The 17,670-nt window shown below is 72.9% G+C and carries 8 protein-coding genes; all 8 read left to right on the forward strand.

Going from position 1 to position 17,670, the window contains the following annotated elements; all coding sequences use genetic code 11:
- The first annotated feature begins 188 nt into the window (after window positions 1-188).
- The 8 genes from ACF1B9_RS33450 (at window position 189) to ACF1B9_RS33485 (ending at window position 17,556) form a co-directional block, all read left to right on the forward strand.
- On the forward strand, window positions 189-3,056 hold the full coding sequence (locus tag ACF1B9_RS33450; protein WP_391745264.1) for a glycoside hydrolase family 2 TIM barrel-domain containing protein: 2,868 nt from the start codon (window positions 189-191) through the stop codon (window positions 3,054-3,056).
- A gap of 388 nt (window positions 3,057-3,444) precedes the next feature.
- Window positions 3,445-4,296, forward strand: a complete 852-nt coding sequence (locus tag ACF1B9_RS33455) for a fumarylacetoacetate hydrolase family protein (protein ID WP_391745266.1) — start codon at window positions 3,445-3,447, stop codon at window positions 4,294-4,296.
- 11 nt (window positions 4,297-4,307) lie between these two features.
- On the forward strand, window positions 4,308-5,651 hold the full coding sequence (locus ACF1B9_RS33460; protein ID WP_391745329.1) for an L-fuconate dehydratase: 1,344 nt from the start codon (window positions 4,308-4,310) through the stop codon (window positions 5,649-5,651).
- The gene (locus ACF1B9_RS33465) at window positions 5,648-6,409 is read left to right on the forward strand and encodes an SDR family NAD(P)-dependent oxidoreductase (protein ID WP_391745268.1); all 762 of its coding nucleotides are present in this window, start codon (window positions 5,648-5,650) and stop codon (window positions 6,407-6,409) included. The genes ACF1B9_RS33460 and ACF1B9_RS33465 overlap by 4 nt, the downstream gene beginning before the upstream one ends.
- Window positions 6,406-7,404, forward strand: a complete 999-nt coding sequence (locus tag ACF1B9_RS33470; RefSeq protein WP_391745269.1) for an aldo/keto reductase — start codon at window positions 6,406-6,408, stop codon at window positions 7,402-7,404. The genes ACF1B9_RS33465 and ACF1B9_RS33470 overlap by 4 nt, the downstream gene beginning before the upstream one ends.
- Window positions 7,404-7,727, forward strand: a complete 324-nt coding sequence (locus tag ACF1B9_RS33475) for a heterodisulfide reductase-related iron-sulfur binding cluster (protein ID WP_391745271.1) — start codon at window positions 7,404-7,406, stop codon at window positions 7,725-7,727. The genes ACF1B9_RS33470 and ACF1B9_RS33475 overlap by 1 nt, the downstream gene beginning before the upstream one ends.
- Before the next feature lie 316 nt (window positions 7,728-8,043).
- Window positions 8,044-8,840 (forward strand): IS5 family transposase gene (locus ACF1B9_RS33480; RefSeq protein ID WP_391745330.1). Its coding sequence is split into 2 segments (ribosomal slippage): window positions 8,044-8,382 and window positions 8,385-8,840, totalling 795 coding nucleotides; the frame shifts between segments, so codons are not numbered across the junction.
- 301 nt (window positions 8,841-9,141) lie between these two features.
- A complete protein-coding gene (locus ACF1B9_RS33485) occupies window positions 9,142-17,556 on the forward strand; it encodes a type I polyketide synthase (protein ID WP_391745272.1) in 8,415 nt (2,804 codons plus the stop codon).
- The last annotated feature ends 114 nt before the right edge of the window (window positions 17,557-17,670 follow it).

The following is a 17,670-nucleotide window of genomic DNA, read 5'->3' on the forward strand; positions in this document are numbered from 1 at the left end:
CCCGACCCGGGCCCCCAGCCGGCCGCCCATGGGTTTGCGAGCGGGGCCCCACACCCCCCCCCCGCCCCCGCCCCCCCCCCCCCCCCCCCCCACCCCCCCCCGGGGGGGGGGGGGGCCCCCCCCCCCCCCACCCCAGGGCCCGCGAACGCGCGGAACCGAGACGGACCAAGGGCTGAGCCAGGAGAACGATGTCCCTTCGCACCACCGACAGCACGACGGCCTTCGACTACATCGAGGACCCCTCACCGGGCACCGGCGCACTCGCCCCGCGCGCGTGGTACGCGGCCTCCGACGCCCGGTCGCTGTCGCTCGACGGCACCTGGCGCTTCCGGCTCTCCGACAGCGCCGACGCCCACGACGACACCTTCGCCGAGCCCGCGTACGACGCATCGGACTGGGTCGGGATCACCGTCCCGGGGCACTGGGTCCTCCAGGGCCACGGGACGCCGGCCTATACGAACTCCCTCTACCCGTTCCCGGTCGACCCACCGCGGGTCCCGAGCGAGAACCCGACGGGCGACCACCTGAGGAGCTTCGACCTCCCGGCCGACTGGCCCGCCGACGGCGACGCCGTGCTGCGCTTCGACGGTGTGGAGTCGTGTGCCAGGGTGTGGCTGAACGGCACGGAGCTGGGCGACTTCAAGGGCTCCCGCATCGCCCACGAGTTCGTTGTGGGCCACCTGCTGAGGACCGGCCGGAACGTCGTCGCCGTCCGGGTCCATCAGTGGTCGGCGGGCTCGTACCTGGAGGACCAGGACCAGTGGTGGCTGCCGGGCATCTTCCGTGGCGTGACCCTGCTGCACCGTCCGGCCGACGGCGTGCGGGACTTCTTTGTGCACGCCTCGTACGACCATGTGACGGGTGACGGCACCCTCCGCGTCGACTCCGACGTCCCGGGTCGGGTCACCGTGCCCGAACTCGGCCTCGACATCGCCACGGGAAGCGCGGTCACGCTCCCCGTACTGCCCTGGACGGCGGAGACCCCCCGCCTGTACGACGGAGTCCTCGCCACCGCGGGCGAGCAGGTGCCGATCCGGATCGGATTCCGGACGGTGGAGCTCGCGGACGGCCTCATCAAGGTCAACGGCAGGCCGGTGCTCTTCAAGGGGGTCAACCGCCACGAGTGGCATCCGGAGCGGGGCCGTGCGCTGGACCCGGAGACGATGCTCCGGGACGTGCTGCTGATGAAGCGGCACAACGTCAACGCCGTGCGCACCTCCCATTACCCGCCTCACCCGGCCTTCCTGGACCTGTGCGACGAGTACGGCCTCTATGTCGTGGACGAGTGCGACCTGGAGACCCACGGCTTCGTCGAGCAGGGTTGGCGGGACAACCCCGTCGACGACGACCGATGGACCCCCGCCCTGCTCGACCGCGCCGCCCGGATGGTCGAACGGGACAAGAACCATCCGTCCGTACTGATCTGGTCCCTCGGCAACGAGTCCGGCACCGGCCGCGGCCTCACGGCGATGGCCGAGTGGATCCGCGACCGGGACCCCTCCCGTCTCCTGCACTACGAGGGCGACCCCGACTGCCGCGACACCGACATGTACTCGCGGATGTATGCCTTTCAGGACGAGGTCGAGAAGATCGGCCGCCGCGAGGACGGCGGAACCCGCAAGCGGCGCGAACTCCCCTTCATCCTCTGCGAGTACGCCCACGCCATGGGCAACGGGCCGGGCGGCCTCCGGGACTACCAGCGCCTGTTCGAGACGTACGGGCGACTCCAGGGCGGTTTCGTCTGGGAGTGGATCGACCACGGCATCCGCCACCCCGAGCTGGGATACGCCTACGGCGGCGACTTCGGCGAGGAGCTGCACGACGGGGCCTTCGTCTGCGACGGCCTGCTCTTCCCCGACCGCACCCCGTCGCCCGGTCTCGTCGAGTACGCCAAGGTGATCGAGCCGGTCGGCCTGGAGGTGCGTGCGGACGGTACGGCCCGGATCACCAACAAGCAGGACTTCGCCGACCTGTCCGCGCTGGCGTTCGCCTGGGAGTTCCACGCCGACGGAGAGCCGGTCGCCGCGGGGGACCTGCCGGTGCCCGCGCTCGCGGCGGGCGAGTCGGCCGAGGTGAAGCTGCCGGCGCCGCCCGCCGCCCGGGCCGGAGCGGAGACGGGCTGGACGGTCCGCGCGGCGCTCGCCGAGGACACTCCGTGGGCCGAACGGGGGCACGTCGTGGCCTGGGGGCAGGCTCAGGTCTCCCCGGGGGCCGTCGCCTCCGTGGTGCGGAGCGCCGCTCCGGCCACGGAGGGCAGGCTGATCACCCTGGGGCCGGCCGAGTTCGACGGCCGCACCGGCGCTCTGCGCCGTATCGGCCCGGTGGCGGTGACCGGCCTGCGCCTGGACGTGTGGCGGGCCACCACCGACAACGACGAGGGCGCCGCCTGGATGCCGGAGACGCTCCTGGGACAGGAGTGGCGAAAGCTCGGTCTGCACCGGATGCGGCACCGCCTGGACGGCGTCGAGGTGAGCGAGGACGCGCTGACCGTCCGCACCCGGGTGGCCCCGGCCGCCAGGGACGTGGGGCTGGCCGTCGCCTACCGGTGGACCTCCGACGGCACCCGGCTCGGGCTGACCGTCTCGGTCGAGCCCGAAGGCGAGTGGACCGTTCCCCTGCCCCGGCTGGGCGTCCGCTTCGGGCTCGACGCGGCCGACGCCGTGCGCTGGTTCGGCGGCGGCCCCGGCGAGGCCTATCCGGACAGCCGCGAGGCGTCCGCCGTCGGGCGCTGGCAGTCCACCGTGGACGGCCTCCAGACCCCCTACGTCCGCCCGCAGGAGAACGGCGCCCGGGCCGACGTCCGCTGGGTGGAGCTCGGCGAGCTCCGCGTCGAGGGCGACCCCGAGTTCTGGTTCACCGCCCGGCGCTGGACCACGGAGGAGCTCGACGCCGCCCGCCACCGCGCCGACCTCGTTCCGGGCGGGACGGTGTGGGTCAACCTCGACCACGGCCAACACGGCATCGGCTCGGCGTCCTGCGGCCCGGCCCCGCTGCCCCCGCACCGGCTCCAGGCCCGTCCGAGCGAGTTCACCTTCGTCTTCTCGCCTGCCGGCTGAGGGTCCTCCCTTACACGGGGACCCGCACCTTCCCAACCCCGCCGTGCCTCCCCACAGTCGGGGGCGCGGCGGCCATTTACAGGTGTGTCCGGGCACGCGACGGGCCTCCGATCGCGAATCATCGGATGACTTGAGCGCGTGGATGGGTGCGCGCTCCCGGCGGGTGGGGGAGAGGTGGGCGTAACCATGTCTCAGATGCCCGTTAATCCATCCTCTCGGGACGGTTTGAAGGGCCCGGCGACGGATTTGATGGGCATGCCCTTCAGTGAGAAACATCGGATGTCTTATTGCGGTGGAGTGGCTCTCACTCGTATGGTCGAGCCACCGCCGATTCATCGGATGTGTTGACCCCAGGGGTGCGCCCCCGCGCGATGACAGGAGACGGGACATGAAGCTGATCCGCATCGGAGACCCCGGACGGGAGATTCCGGCGGTGCTCCTCCAGGACGGGACCGCGCTGGACCTGCGGCCCCTGACCGCGGACATCGACGGGGACTTCCTCGCCGGTGGCCCGGGCGGCCGGATCGACGAGGCCCGCGCGGCCGGCGCACTGCCCGTGCTCGACATCGCCGGACTGCGGGTTGGCGCCCCTGTGGCCCGGCCCGGCAAGGTGGTCTGCGTCGGCCTCAACTACCGTGACCACGCCGAGGAGACCGGTGCGGCCGTCCCCCCGCGGCCCGTCGTCTTCATGAAGGACCCCTCCACCGTGGTCGGCCCGTACGACGAGGTGCTGATCCCGCGCGGCTCGGCCAAGACGGACTGGGAGGTCGAGCTCGCGGTCGTCATCGGCCGCGAGGCCCGTTATCTGACCGGCCCGGAGGAAGCCTCCGGCCACATCGCCGGATACGCGATCAGCAACGACGTGTCCGAGCGGGAGTTCCAGCTGGAGTTCTCCGCCCAGTGGGACCTCGGCAAGTCCTGCGAGACGTTCAACCCTCTCGGCCCCTGGCTCGTCACCCCCGACGAGGCGGGCGACCCGCAGACCCTCGGGCTGCGCCTGGCCGTCAACGGCGAGACGCGTCAGCACGGCCACACCAAGAACATGATCTTCGACGTCGCGTACCTCGTCTGGTACCTGAGCCAGTACATGGTGCTGCGCCCCGGCGACGTCATCAACACCGGCACCCCGGCCGGCGTGGCCCTCGGCCTGCCCGGCACCCCCTATCTGTGCGCGGGCGACACCGTCGAGTTGTCCATCGACGGTCTCGGCACCCAGCGCCAGACGTTCATCAACGCGTGAAAGGCATCGAGTTGTCCGACACCACGGCGCGGATCACCGCCGTCGAGACCTACGACATCCGCTTTCCCACCTCACGGGAGCTCGACGGGTCCGACGCGATGAACCCGGACCCCGACTACTCCGCCGCCTACCTCGTCCTGCGCACCTCCGCGGCGGACGGTCACGAGGGCCACGGCTTCACCTTCACCATCGGCCGCGGCAACGACGTCCAGGTCGCCGCGATCGACGCCCTGGGCCCGTACGTCGTCGGACGGTCGGTCGAGGAGCTGTGCGCCGACCCCGGCGTCCTGTACCGCGACCTGACCGGTGACAGCCAGCTGCGCTGGCTCGGCCCTGAGAAGGGCGTGATGCACATGGCGATCGGCGCCGTCGTCAACGCGGTCTGGGACCTTGCCGCCAAGCGCGAGGGCAAGCCGCTGTGGCAGTTGCTCGCCGACGCCGAACCCGCATGGCTGGTCTCCCAGGTCGACTTCCGGTACCTCACGGACGCGCTTACTCCCGATGAGGCGCTGGAGCTGCTGGCCAAGGGCAGGCAGGGCGCCGCCGATCGCGCCGCCGACCTGCGGCGGCGAGGCTACCCCGCGTACACCACCTCACCAGGCTGGCTCGGCTACTCCGACGAGAAGCTGACCCGCCTCGCCCGGGAGGCCGTCGCGGACGGCTTCACCCAGATCAAGCTCAAGGTCGGGGCCGACCTCGACGACGACATCCGCCGCTGCCGCACCGCCCGTGCGGCGGTGGGACAGGACATCAGGGTGGCCGTCGACGCCAACCAGCGGTGGAATGTCGGCCAGGCGATCGAGTGGACGAACGCGCTTGCCGAGTTCGACCCGTACTGGATCGAGGAGCCCACCAGCCCCGACGACATCCTCGGCCACGCCGCCGTCCGGCGCGGCGTCCACCCCGTCAAGGTTGCCACCGGCGAGCACGTGCAGAACCGGATCGTCTTCAAGCAGCTGCTCCAGGCCGGCGCGATCGACTTCCTCCAGCTGGACTCCGCCCGCGTGGCCGGCGTCAACGAGAACCTCGCGATCCTGCTGCTCGCAGCCAAGTTCGGAGTGCCGGTCTGCCCGCACGCCGGCGGAGTGGGACTGTGTGAACTCGTTCAGCATCTGTCGATGTTCGACTATGTGGCCCTCTCCGGTACTACGGAAGACCGGGTCATCGAGTACGTCGACCACCTCCACCAGCACTTCCTCGACCCGGTCGTGATCGACCGAGGCCACTACCGGGCGCCCGCCGAGCCCGGCTTCTCCGCCACCATGAGGCAGTCGAGCCTCGACACCTACCGCTACCCCGACGGAGCCTTCTGGGCCGCCGACCCGGCAGCGTCGAACCCGGAGGCTCGTGCATGACCACCGAACTCCACGGCCTCACCGCCCTCGTCACCGGCGGCGCGTCCGGCATCGGCCTGGCCACCGCCACGCTGCTCGCCGAGCGGGGCGCGGACGTCGCCGTCCTCGACCTCGACCCGAGCACCGTGCTCGCTCCGCTGCGCGGCTTCACCGCCGACGTCTCCGACGACCACTCGATCCGCGCCGCGGTGCAGGCGGCCGCTGAAGCGCTCGGCTGCATCGACATCCTGGTCAACAACGCCGGCATCGGGGCCGCCGGTACCGTCGAGGACAACCCCGACGAGCAGTGGCACCGCGTCCTGGACGTCAACGTGCTCGGGATCGTCCGCACCACTCGCGCCGCCCTTCCGTACCTGCGCGCCTCGGACCACGCGGCGGTCGTCAACACCTGCTCCATCGCCGCCACCGCCGGACTGCCGCAGCGCGCGCTGTACTCGGCCAGCAAGGGCGCCGTGCTGTCCCTCACCCTCGCCATGGCCGCTGACCACGTCCGCGAGGGCATCCGGGTCAACTGCGTCATCCCCGGCACCGTCGACACCCCCTGGGTCGGCCGCCTGCTCGACGCCGCACCGGACCCGGCCGCCGAACGCGCCGCCCTCAACGCCCGCCAGCCCACCGGCCGTCTGGTCACCGCACAGGAGGTGGCCGCCGCCATCGTCTACATCGCCTCGCCGGCCGCCGCCTCGGTGACCGGTACCGCCCTCGCCGTCGACGGCGGCATGGCGGGCCTGCGCCTGCGACCGGAGCCCACGCCGTGACCCCACTGCTGAACCCGCTCGGCCGCAGCACCGTACGGATCGGCGAACTCGCTTTCGGCGCCGCCGGGATCGGAAATCTGTTCACGGCCGTGACCGACGCCGAGGCCGAGCAGGCCGTCCATGCCGCCTGGGAGGCGGGCGTACGCTACTTCGACACGGCCCCGCACTACGGCCTCGGCCTGTCCGAGCGGCGCCTTGGAGCAGCACTGAGCTCCCGGCCGCGGAGCGAGTACGTCGTCTCCACGAAGGTCGGCCGCACCCTGGTCCCGACCCCGAAGGCCACGGGAGACGACCTCGCGAACGGTTTCGCCGTGCCCGCCAGCCACCGTCGCCGCTGGGACTTCAGCGCCCACGGCGTGCGCCGGTCGATCGAGGACAGTCTGCAGCGGCTCGGCACGGACCGGATCGATGTCGTCTACCTCCACGACCCCGACGACCATGCCGTACAGGCCCTCGACCACGCCTACCCGGAGCTCGCGCGGATGCGGGACGAGGGGATCGTCGGCGCGATCGGCGTCGGCATGAACCAGGCCGAGCTGCTCGCCCGATTCGTCCGCGAGGCCGACATCGACGCAGTCCTCCTGGCCGGCCGCTACACGCTCCTCGACCAGGGCGGTCTCACTGAACTGCTGCCGCTCGCCGCCGAGCGTGGCGTCGGCGTCGTCATCGGGGGCGCGTTCAACTCCGGCTTGCTCGCCGACCCCCGGCCCGGGGCCACCTTCGACTACGCGGCGGCACCCCTCGACCTGCTCTCCCGGGCGCTGGACCTCAAAGCGGCGTGCGAGCGCCACGGGGTGCCGCTGCGTGCCGCCGCGCTCCGCTTCCCGTTCGGTCACCCGTCGGTCGCCAGCGTCCTCGTCGGCCTCCGCAGCGCTGCCGAGGCCCGCGATGCCGGCGCCATGCTCGCCCACCCGGTCCCGGACGCGCTCTGGTCGGAGCTCAAAGAACGCGGACTGCTCCCCGCCGACGTGCCGACCCCCAGGGTGGTCGACTGATGCGCGTCGCCCTGTTCCTCACCTGCTTCAACGGCACCCTCTTCCCCGGCACCGGCTGGGCCGTGGTCACCGTCCTCGAACGCCTCGGCCACACGGTGGACTTCCCCCTGGAGCAGACCTGCTGCGGGCAGATGCACTTCAACACCGGCTACCGCCCGGAAGCCGTCCCCCTGGTGGAGCGCTTCGCGCGGACCTTCGAGGCGTACGACGCGGGTGCTCACCCCGCAGCTCGTCGGCGTCGAGAACGCTGTCTTCCTCCCGTTCGCCTCCACCCTGTGCGGCGCCTGCTACGACGCCTGCCCTGTGAAGATCGGTATCCCTGAGGTGCCGGCCCACCTGCGGGCCGAAGTCGTCGAGCAGGGGCGCGCCGACTGGCGTCCCCCACCGCCGAGGCACTGGCGATGAAGGCCGCCGCCACTGTCCTCGACTCCCCAAGACTGCTCGGCGCCGCGCAGAAGGTGGCGAGCCTCGGCGGCCGTGCCCTCGGCCGGCGCGGACGCATCGGCCGACTGCCGGGCCCGATGCGCGGCTGGTCGGACATCCGTGTCCTCGCCGCCTGGGCGGGGCAGACGAACGCGGCCTTCACGAAGGCTAAGGCGTCATCTCATTTGGGGCGTTCGGTAGTCTGCGGTCGTGGGGATCGTTGAGCGGTTGGTGCCAGATGAGTTGTGGGAGCTGTTCGAACGGGTAGTGCCGCCTGCTCCGGCGCGGCCACAGGGTGGTGGCCGGCGGCGATACGGCGATCGGGAGGTGTTGGCAGCGATCATCTTCGTGGCCACTTCTGGCTGTACCTGGAAGCAATTGCCTCCGTCGTTCGGGCCTTCGGGGCCGACGGCCCACCGGCGCTTCAGCGAGTGGTCGAAGGCCCGGGTCTGGGCCAAGCTGCATCGCCTGGTGCTGGACGAGCTCGGCTCGCGCGGGCAACTGGACTGGTCGCGGTGCGCGATCGACTCGGTGAACATGCGGGCGATGAAGAGGTGGACCTGACAGGTCCGAATCCTGTAGATCGCGGCAAGTACGGGTCGAAGACCCACTTGATCACCGAGCGCACCGGTCTGCCGCTGTCCATTGGTATTTCGGGTGCAAACATGCACGACAGCCAGGGTCTTCAGCCGCTCGTGAGGGGCATACCATCAATCCGTTCCCGCAGGGGACCGCGGCGTCGCGAGCCCGGCAAGTTGCATGGCGACAAGGGCTACGACTACCGGCACCTGCGGCAATGGCTCCGCAGCCGGGGCATCACGCATCGCCTGGCCCGACGGGGCGTCGAGCCCTCCACTCACTTGGGCCGCCACCGCTGGGTTGTCGAGAGGTCCGTGGCATGGCTTGCCGGATGCCGCCGACTCCACCGCGGCTACGAGCGTAAGGCCGACCACTTCCTGGCCTTCACCAGCATTGCCTGCACCCTCATCTGCTACCGCAGACTCACCAAATGAGACCACTTCTTGGTGCGAGCAGTCGACGGAACAGATCATTGTTTGTCACCAAATTACTACGCCCTGGGTAGCGTCTTGCCGATCACGCGACGAGCCGGACGAGTGCGCCGGCCACCAGTGCTGCGGCCTGTTCTCGATCGTTTCGGCCCTGGCGAGCACGCATGTCACGTGCGGCTGTTCGATGGTGATGCCGCGGATCCGGCCGCCGCCTTCGCGGTCGGATCGGCCATCCCCGCCGGGAGGCAACCCGGGGAACCGTGCCGTCGTCCTCAACGACGGGTCGTCTCAGGGAGGTCATGCGTTGGGTACGCACGCCGACATCGTCAAACCACTGCCGGAACTCCTCGGGCAACACGCCCGGCACCTCGGGGACAAGGTCTGTTTCCAGGACCGGCTCAGGCGTGTGACCTACCGCGAGCTGGAACGGAGGACCGCACGGCTGGCCGGCCATCTGGCAGGACTCGGCCTGGCGCGCGGTGACCGGGTGGCCGTACTGCTCGGCAACCGGGTCGAGGCGGTCGAGAGCCTGCTCGCCGTCACCCGGGCGAGCGGCGTGGGCGTACCTCTGGACCCCGGGAACTCGGAGCAGGAGCTGGCCCGCTTGCTGGACGACAGCGGGGCACGGGTACTCATCACCGATGGCGCCTGCCTGACGCGGCGGCAAACGCTGACGCTCCGCCCCGGGCTGACCGTGGTGGTGGCCGAAGGCGGCGACGAGGACGAGGCCGTGTACTCGCCTTCGGGGGCGGACTTCGAGGAACCGGCGGACGAGGCCGACAGAGCCGGGAGCCGGTCCGCCGCGGTCGCGGGCCGCGTTCTGCGGTACGAGGAGTTGGCGGGTACGGCGCCGCGGACGCCGGCCCGGGACGATCTCACGCTGGACGAAGTGGCCTGGCTGCTCTACACCTCGGGCTCCTCCGGCACACCCAAGGGCGTCCTGTCCACCCAGCGCAACCGCCTCGCACCGATCGCGGCGGGGCTCGTGGGTGTCCTGGGCCTGTCCGAACGGGACCGCGTGCTGTGGCCGTTGCCCCTCCATCACGCGATGAGCCAGATCGTGTGCTTCCTCGGGGTGACCGCGGTGGGGGCGAGCGCGATGCTGCTGCCCCGGTTCTCGGTGGCGGGTGTGCTCGGCGAACTGCGGTGTGAGAACGCCTCGTTCACTCTGCTCGGCGGGGTCCCGACCACGTATTCGGCGCTGCTCGACGCGGTCCGGGGCGAGGAGAGCGGCCATGACAGCGGCGGGCTCGGCGCCCCCGCGCTGCGGGGCTGCGTCAGTGGTGGCGCCGCGGCGGGGCCCGGGTTCCGCGAGTCCTTCGAGGCGCTCTGTCGCGTTCCTTATCTGGAGCACTACGGCAGCACGGAGGCGGGCCCGGTGACCATGTCGGCGCCGGACGGGGCGACGGTGTCCGGGACGTGCGGCAGGGTGCTGCCCGGCACCCGGGTCCGGGTCGGCGGGGGCGCCGACGGCCGGGACACGGGCGAGGGCGAGTTGTGGGTCAATGGGCCCGGGGTCATGGCCGGTTACCACGGGAGGCCGGAGGCCACCGCGGAAGTACTGCGCGAGGGCTGGTTCCGCACGGGTGATCTGGCCAGCATCGATGGCTTCGGTGGACTGTCGATCATCGGCCGGGCCAGTGATCTGATCATTCGCGGCGGGGTGAACATCCACCCTTCGGAAGTGGAGGCGGTGCTGCGGCGGCTGCCGGGGGTGGCGGACGCCGCCGTGGCCGGACGGCCGCACCTCGTCTTCGGCGAGGTGCCGGTCGGCTATCTGGTCGCCGAGCCCGGTGGCGGCGGGTTGGACCGGGGGCGCCTCCTCGCCGCCTGTCGTGCGGAACTGTCCGGCTCCAAAGTGCCCGTCGAGCTGTTCGAGGTGGCGGACATTCCCCGTACCACCTCCGGGAAGATCCTGCGGCGGGATCTCGCCGGCCGGCCGGCGAGGGCGCTGGGCGCGGAGGCCGCTGGGAAGCCGTCAAGGGACCTGCTGGCCCTGGTGCAGGGCGAGGTGGCGGCCGTACTCGGCTCTACGGCTCAGGCAGTGGAGCCGAGCACGGCACTGCGGGACCTGGGCATGGACTCCCTGACGGCGACGGTGCTGCGGGAGCGGTTGTCGGCGGTGACCGGCCTGCCGCTCTCCGAGGCCGTCGCCTTCGACTTTCCCACGGCCGCCGCGCTCGCCGCCCACCTCGGGGAACAGCACGCCGCCGCGCCGGCCGGCGCCGGGTCCGTGCACCGGAGTGCGGCCCGGTCGGACGACGACCCTGTGGTGATCGTGGGGATGGCATGCCGCTATCCCGGAGACGTGACCTCTCCCGAGGACCTGTGGCGGCTGGTGGCCGACGGGAGGGACGCCATCGGTCCCTTCCCCACCGACCGGGGCTGGGACACCCGGTCACTGTACGACCCGGACCCCGGGCGGCCCGGACGGACGTATGTGCGCGAAGGCGGTTTCCTCTCCGCTGCGGACCGCTTCGACCCCGGCTTCTTCGGGATCTCCCCCCGCGAGGCGTTGGCCATGGACCCGCAGCACCGGCTGCTGCTCGAAGTGGCGTGGGAGGCCTTCGAGCACGCCGGTCTCGTCCCCGGCACCCTGCGCGGCTCGGCGACCGGGGTGTACGTCGGGCTGATGTACAGCGACTACGCCCGCCACCTGACAAGGACGCCCGAGCAGGTCGAGGGGTACCTCGGCCTCGGCAACGCCGGAAGCGTCGCCTCGGGGCGTATCGCCTACACCTTCGGTCTCGAAGGCCCGGCCATCACCGTGGACACGGCGTGTTCCTCTTCCCTGGTGGCCCTGCACCTGGCGGCCCAGGCGCTGCGCCGGGGTGACTGTGCCTTCGCGTTGGCCGGCGGCGCCACGGTGATGTCGGGGCCCTCGTCGTTCGTGGAGTTCAGTCGCCAGCGGGCGCTGGCTCCGGACGGCCGCTGCAAGGCGTTCGGCGCGTCCGCCGACGGCACCGGGTGGGCCGAGGGCGCCGGAATGCTGTTGCTGAGCCGGTTGTCCGAGGCGCGCCGCGCCGGGCTTCCGGTACTGGCCGTGGTGCGCGGCTCGGCGGTGAACCAGGACGGGGCGAGCAACGGGCTGACCGCACCGCACGGACCGGCGCAGCAGCGGGTGATCCGGCAGGCGCTCGTGGACGCGGGGCTGAATCCCGGGGACATCGACGCGGTGGAGGCGCACGGCACCGGCACCCGGCTGGGGGACGTCATCGAGGCGGAGGCCTTCTTCGCGACGTACGGGCGGCAGGCGCGGCAACGTCCCCTCCGGCTGGGCTCGGTGAAGTCGAACATCGGTCACACCCAGGCCGCCGCCGGAGTGGCCGGCGTGATCAAAATGGTGCAGGCGATGCGGCACGAGGTGCTGCCGCGTACGCTGCACGCCGACGAGCCGACCCTGCGTGTCGACTGGTCGACGGGCCGGATCGCGCTGCTGACCCGGGCGGTGGAGTGGCCTGCGACAGACCGTCGGCGCCGGGTGGGGGTGTCCTCGTTCGGCATCAGTGGCACCAACGCCCATGTGGTGCTCGAAGAGCCGCCGGGCGTCGGGCAGATCGCACCGCCGAATGCCGCGGCGGACGGCGGGGCCGCAAGCGGCCGCGTCGGGTCCGGGGCGGTGCTGGACAGTGCGGCACGTCCCGGACGGGCCGCGGTGGCCTTTCCGGTGTCGGCCAGGAATGTGCCGGGGCTGCGGGCCCAGGCGCGACGCCTGCACGACCATGTGGTCGCCGCCCCCGACGCGTCCCTGGTGGACATCGGGTACTCGCTCGCCACCACGCGTACCGCCTTCGAGCACCGGGCCGTGGTGGTGGCCCGGGACCGTGCCGAACTGCTCGGCTCCCTGCGGGCCGTGGCGGAGGACGACGGCCGGCCCGGCGTGCACACGGGCACGTCCCGCCACCACGGCCCGTCGGCCCTGCTGTTCACCGGCCAGGGCAGCCAGCGCGCCGGCATGGGCCGTGAACTGTACGAGTCGCGGGATCTGCATCCGGCCTTCGCCCGTTCGTTGGACGAGTCCTGCGCCCTGCTCGACGCGCTGCTGCCGGTGCCCCTGCGGGACGTCATGTTCGCCGGGCCCGGTACGCAGACGGGCGCGCTGCTGCACACGACCCGGTTCGCGCAGCCGGCGCTCTTCGCCCTGGAGACGGCCCTGTTCCGGCAGTTCGAGGCCTGGGGGGTGCGCCCCGGCCTGGTGGCCGGGCACTCGGTGGGCGAGGTGACGGCGGCACATGTCGCCGGGGTGTTGTCGCTCGCGGACGCCTGCACACTGGTGGCGGCCCGGGGCCGGCTGATGGACGCGCTGCCTCCGGGCGGCGCGATGGCGGCCGTGGCCGCCGGGGCGGACGAAGTGGCCGCCCACCTCGCCGAGACCGGGTGCGCGGTGGAGATCGCCGCGTTCAACGGACCCGCCTCGGTGGTCGTCTCCGGCGACGAGGCAGCGGTACGCGAGGCCGTCGCACACTTCCGCGAGCGGGGCCGTTCGGCGACGCCCCTGCGGGTCACCCATGCCTTCCACTCCGCCCGGATGGAGCCCATGCTGGCCGACTTCGCGGACGTGGTCCGGCGGCTGTCCTTCGCCGCGCCGAAGCTGCCCCTGATCAGCGCCGTGCAGGGCCGGGCGGCCACCGATGAGGAGCTGTGCACACCGGAGTTCTGGGTGGACCATGTCCGCCGTCCGGTCCGGTTCGCCGATTCGGTGGCCTACCTGGGTGAGCGAGGCGCGGCACACTACGTCGAACTGGGGCCGGACGGGGTGCTCACCGGCCTGGTACGAGATTGCCTCGCCTCGTCCGGACCGGCCCCGGCCGACCCGGACACGGGCGAAGCGGGCGGCGGCAAGCGGGGCCCGGCACCGCTGGTCCTGCCGACACTGCGCGGGACACGACCGGAAGCGGACGCCCTGCTGGACACGCTGGCCGCGCTGCACGCCCACGGCGTGCCGGTCGACTGGCGGGCCGTCCTCGCCGGGCGCGGCGGTCGGCGCGTCGCGCTGCCCACGTACGCCTTCCAGCGCCGCCGGTACTGGCTGGAGGCCGACCCGGGGCTTCCGCCGGTGTCCCCGGCGGCCGAGCCCACCCACCCGTTCCTGCGGTCGGACACCCGCACGGCCGACGACGACGGGGTGCTGCTGAGCGGGTTGCTCTCGGTGCGCGACCAGCCGTGGCTCGCCGACCACGTGGTGGGCGGGGAGGCCCTGCTGCCGGCGACCGCCTTCGTCGAAATGGCCCTGCACGCGGGCGAGTTGGCGTGCACGCCCGTCCTGGACGAGCTCGTCCTGACCGCGCCGCTGCACTTGCCCCCGGACGGTGCCGTCGACTTGCAGGTGAAGGTGAAGGTGGCGGGGGCGGACGACGCGGGACGGCGGGCCGTGCTCTTCCACTCCCGGCCGCACAATCCGGCGGGTGACGGGCCCTGGCTCCGGAATGCCGTCGGCACTCTCGCGCCGGCACTGGAGCCCGCGGAAGCGGGAGCGGCCGCCGCCAAGGCCGACGGCGCGTCCCGGCCGGCCGCCTCCTGGCCGCCGGAGGCGGCGGTGCCGCTGCACGACGGCGGTCCGGGGACCGGACCGTACGAGCGACTGGCCGCTGACGGGCTGGGTTACGGCCCCGCCTTCCGGGGCATGCGCACCGCCTGGAGGCACGGGGACGAGCTGTACGCCGATGTCGCGCTGCCCGAGGCGGCCCGGACCCCGCACCCGGAGGCGGACGGCCCCGGATTCCTCCTGCATCCCGCGCTGTTCGACGCGGCACTGCACGCCCGGGCCCTGGACAGCCTGGTCACGAACGATTCCAGGTCGGCGGATCCGGCGGGCGGTGGGTTGTCCCTGCCGTTCGCCTTCAGCGGAGTGCGCGTGCACGCCACCGGCGTCCAGCGTCTGCGGGTGCGGATGGCCCCCGGGCCCGACGGGCAGGCCGGGGTGGAACTGAGCGACGAGACGGGCTCCTTGGTGGCGACGGTCCGTTCGGTGACGCTCCGGCCTCTGCCACGTACCGGCTCGACGACGCCGGACGCGGTCACCGGTGCTCTCCACCGGACGGACTGGATACCGCTGACCGAGCCGCCCGTACCCGCGGCCATGCCCCGCTGGGGGGTTCTGGGCACGGCGGGCACACGGCTGGTGGACGCCCTCGCGCCCCCGGGTTCCGGCATCCCGGTGTACCCCGGCCCGGCGGCGTGCGACGCATCGTCGGCCGTCGTCGTGGCATGCCCGCCGCCGGACACGACCGGTGGCGGGCAGGACCGGGCCGCCGGGTTGCTGCGGACGGCGAGCTGGGCGCTGGGGCTCGTGCAGGAATGGCTCGCCGAAGCGCACCTGTCCCGCTCCCGTCTCGTCCTCGTGACGTCCGGTGCCGTCACCGCGGCCGACGACGGTCTCCCCGCGGAGGGCGCCGATCGCGACCCCGACGGCCCGTCCGGCGAAACGGCGTGCGTACCGTCGCACACACCGGTGTGGGGGCTGGTCCGCTCGGCCCTGCGGGAGAACCCCGGCCGCTTCGCCCTGATCGACGTGGACGAACACCCCGATTCCTGGAGTGCCCTGCCCGCCCTGCTGGCCGCCTCGGCGCCGGAGGCGGCCGTGCGCCGGGGGACGGTGTACGTACCGGAGCTGGTGCGACTGGCCGAGACGGCACCGAAGCCGCGCGAGCGGCGGCGACTCGACCCGGAGGGCACCGTCCTGGTCACAGGCGGCACCGGCTCCCTGGGCATGCTGGTGGCCCGGCACCTGGTCACCGCCCACGGCGTCCGCCACCTGCTGCTCGCCGGCCGGCGCGGGCCGGACGCCCCGGGGGCCCGGGAACTCGTCGCGGAGCTGCGTGCGGCGGGCGCCCAGGTGGCCCTGCACGCCTGTGACGTCGCGGACCGGACCGCGCTCGCCGCCCTGCTCGACACCGTACCGGCGGCCCACCCGCTGGCCGGCGTCGTGCACACCGCGGGGGTGCTGGACGACGGCGTCGTCGCGGCGCTCACCCCCGACCGCCTGAGGCGGGTGCTGCGCCCCAAGGCGGACGCCGCTCTCGCTCTGCACGAACTGACCCGGGGACACGACCTGGCCGTGTTCGCGCTGTTCTCCTCGGTGGCGGGTACCTTCGGCTCCGCCGGCCAGGCCAACTACGCCGCGGCCAACTGCGTGCTGGATGCCTTGGCGCGACACCGCGGGCGGCTCGGCCTGCCCGGGACATCGCTCGTCTGGGGCCCGTGGCAACAGGACGACGGGATGATGGCGCACCTCGGCGACGCGGACCTGCGGCGGATGGCCCGCTCCGGGTTCGGCCCGCTCGGACCGGAGGAAGGCCTGGCCCTCTTCGACGCCGCCGTGGCCGGGGACGAACCCGTGGTGGTGGCGGCCCGCCTCGCCCCGGCCGCTCTCCGCAGCGGCGAGCCGGCGGCGAACCGCCTCCGAACCTCCGCCGTCCCCGCTGCCGCCGTCGTCCCCGCTGCCGCCGTCGCCGACGGCGGGGACCGAACCGGTCGGGCCCTGGCGACCACTTCCCCCGGAGAGAGGGGCGGGGTGCTGCTCACACAGGTGCGGACCCTGGCGGCCCGCGTCCTGGGCCACGGGGAGGGGACGAGCGAGATCGACGAGGACACCCTGCTGGCGGACCTTGGGCTGGACTCCCTGGCCGCGGTCGATCTGCGCAATGAGCTCGCGGCGTGGACGGGGCTGGCACTGCCGTCCACGCTGCTGTTCGACTTCCCGACGCCGCGCGCGCTCGCCACCGAGCTGACGCGCCGGTATGCCGCCGAGGCGCCTCCAACGGGCCCCGCGTCCGACGGTCCGGCACGGCCCGAGGCCGCCGGCGCTCCGGGCTCCTCCGGCCGACCGGCGGACTACGGTGCGGGGGGCGGGGCGTGCGGTCCGTCGGACGCCCGGGTACAGGCCGCCGACGCACCGCACGCCGGGGGATCTCCGGACTCCCTGGGCGCGCTCTTTCGTGCCGCATGCGCCCAGGGACAGAGCTGGGACGGCATGGTGCTCCTGACCATCGCGGCGCGCCTCCGCCCGGTCTTCGACAGGAGCGGGGCGCCCGGTGCGACGCACGAACCCGTCGTGCTCGCGGCGGGCGGTGCGGGGGCCCGGCTGGTCTGCTCCCCTGCGCTCAGCGCGCTGTCCGGACCGCAGGAGTACGCGCGCCTCGGTGCTCGGCTGCGAGGGCTGCGGCCGGTTTCCGCAGTGCGTCACCCGGGGTTCGAGCCCGGAGAGGTTCTGCCCGCCACACTGGACGCTCTCATCACCGCCCAGGCAACCGCCGTCCGCGCAGCCGCGACCGAAGGCCCCCCGGTACTGCTGGGGCGGTCGGCCGGTGGCTGGGTGGCCCATGCCGTGGCCGAGCGTCTGGAGTCAGAGGGGGCCGCCCCGGCGGCCGTCGTCCTGGTGGACACCTATCCACCCGGTCACGGCGACCGGGGCCAGGTGCTCTCCGCGATGACGTCGGACATGCTGCGCCGGGCGGCGGAGTTCGCCTCTGCCAGTCCCGATCGGCTCACCGCCATGGCCGGGTACTTCGAGCTCTTCAGTGACTGGAAACCCGCGCCGCTCGCCTGTCCCACGCTGTACGTACGGGCCCGGGACCCACTTCCCGGCGCCGACCCCGCTCCGGACTGGATCCTGCCGCACGCCGAGGTCACCGTGCCAGGTGACCACTTCACCATGCTGGAGGAACACGCTCGTACCACCGCACTCGCCATCCACCAGTGGCTCGGCGGCCGGGCCTGAGGACGCCCTGGAAGCGTGGGTGCGGATGCGGGGGTGGACGGCGCCGTTCCGCGCCCCGCGCCCGCCCTCCTCGCGGTCAGTGCCGTCCCGGCCGCGGACAACGGCGGATCTGCG

Source organism: Streptomyces sp. NPDC014727 (genome assembly GCF_043083485.1).
GTDB lineage: Bacteria > Actinomycetota > Actinomycetes > Streptomycetales > Streptomycetaceae > Streptomyces.

What these genes read in the sequence shown, in the direction of transcription:
- ACF1B9_RS33455 (WP_391745266.1), top strand. Translation starts at nt 3,445, where the DNA reads ATGAAGCTGATCCGCATCGGAGACCCCGGACGGGAGATTCCGGCGGTG.
- ACF1B9_RS33475 (WP_391745271.1), top strand. Translation starts at nt 7,404, where the DNA reads ATGCGCGTCGCCCTGTTCCTCACCTGCTTCAACGGCACCCTCTTCCCC.
- ACF1B9_RS33465 (WP_391745268.1), top strand. Translation starts at nt 5,648, where the DNA reads ATGACCACCGAACTCCACGGCCTCACCGCCCTCGTCACCGGCGGCGCG.
- ACF1B9_RS33450 (WP_391745264.1), top strand. Translation starts at nt 189, where the DNA reads ATGTCCCTTCGCACCACCGACAGCACGACGGCCTTCGACTACATCGAG.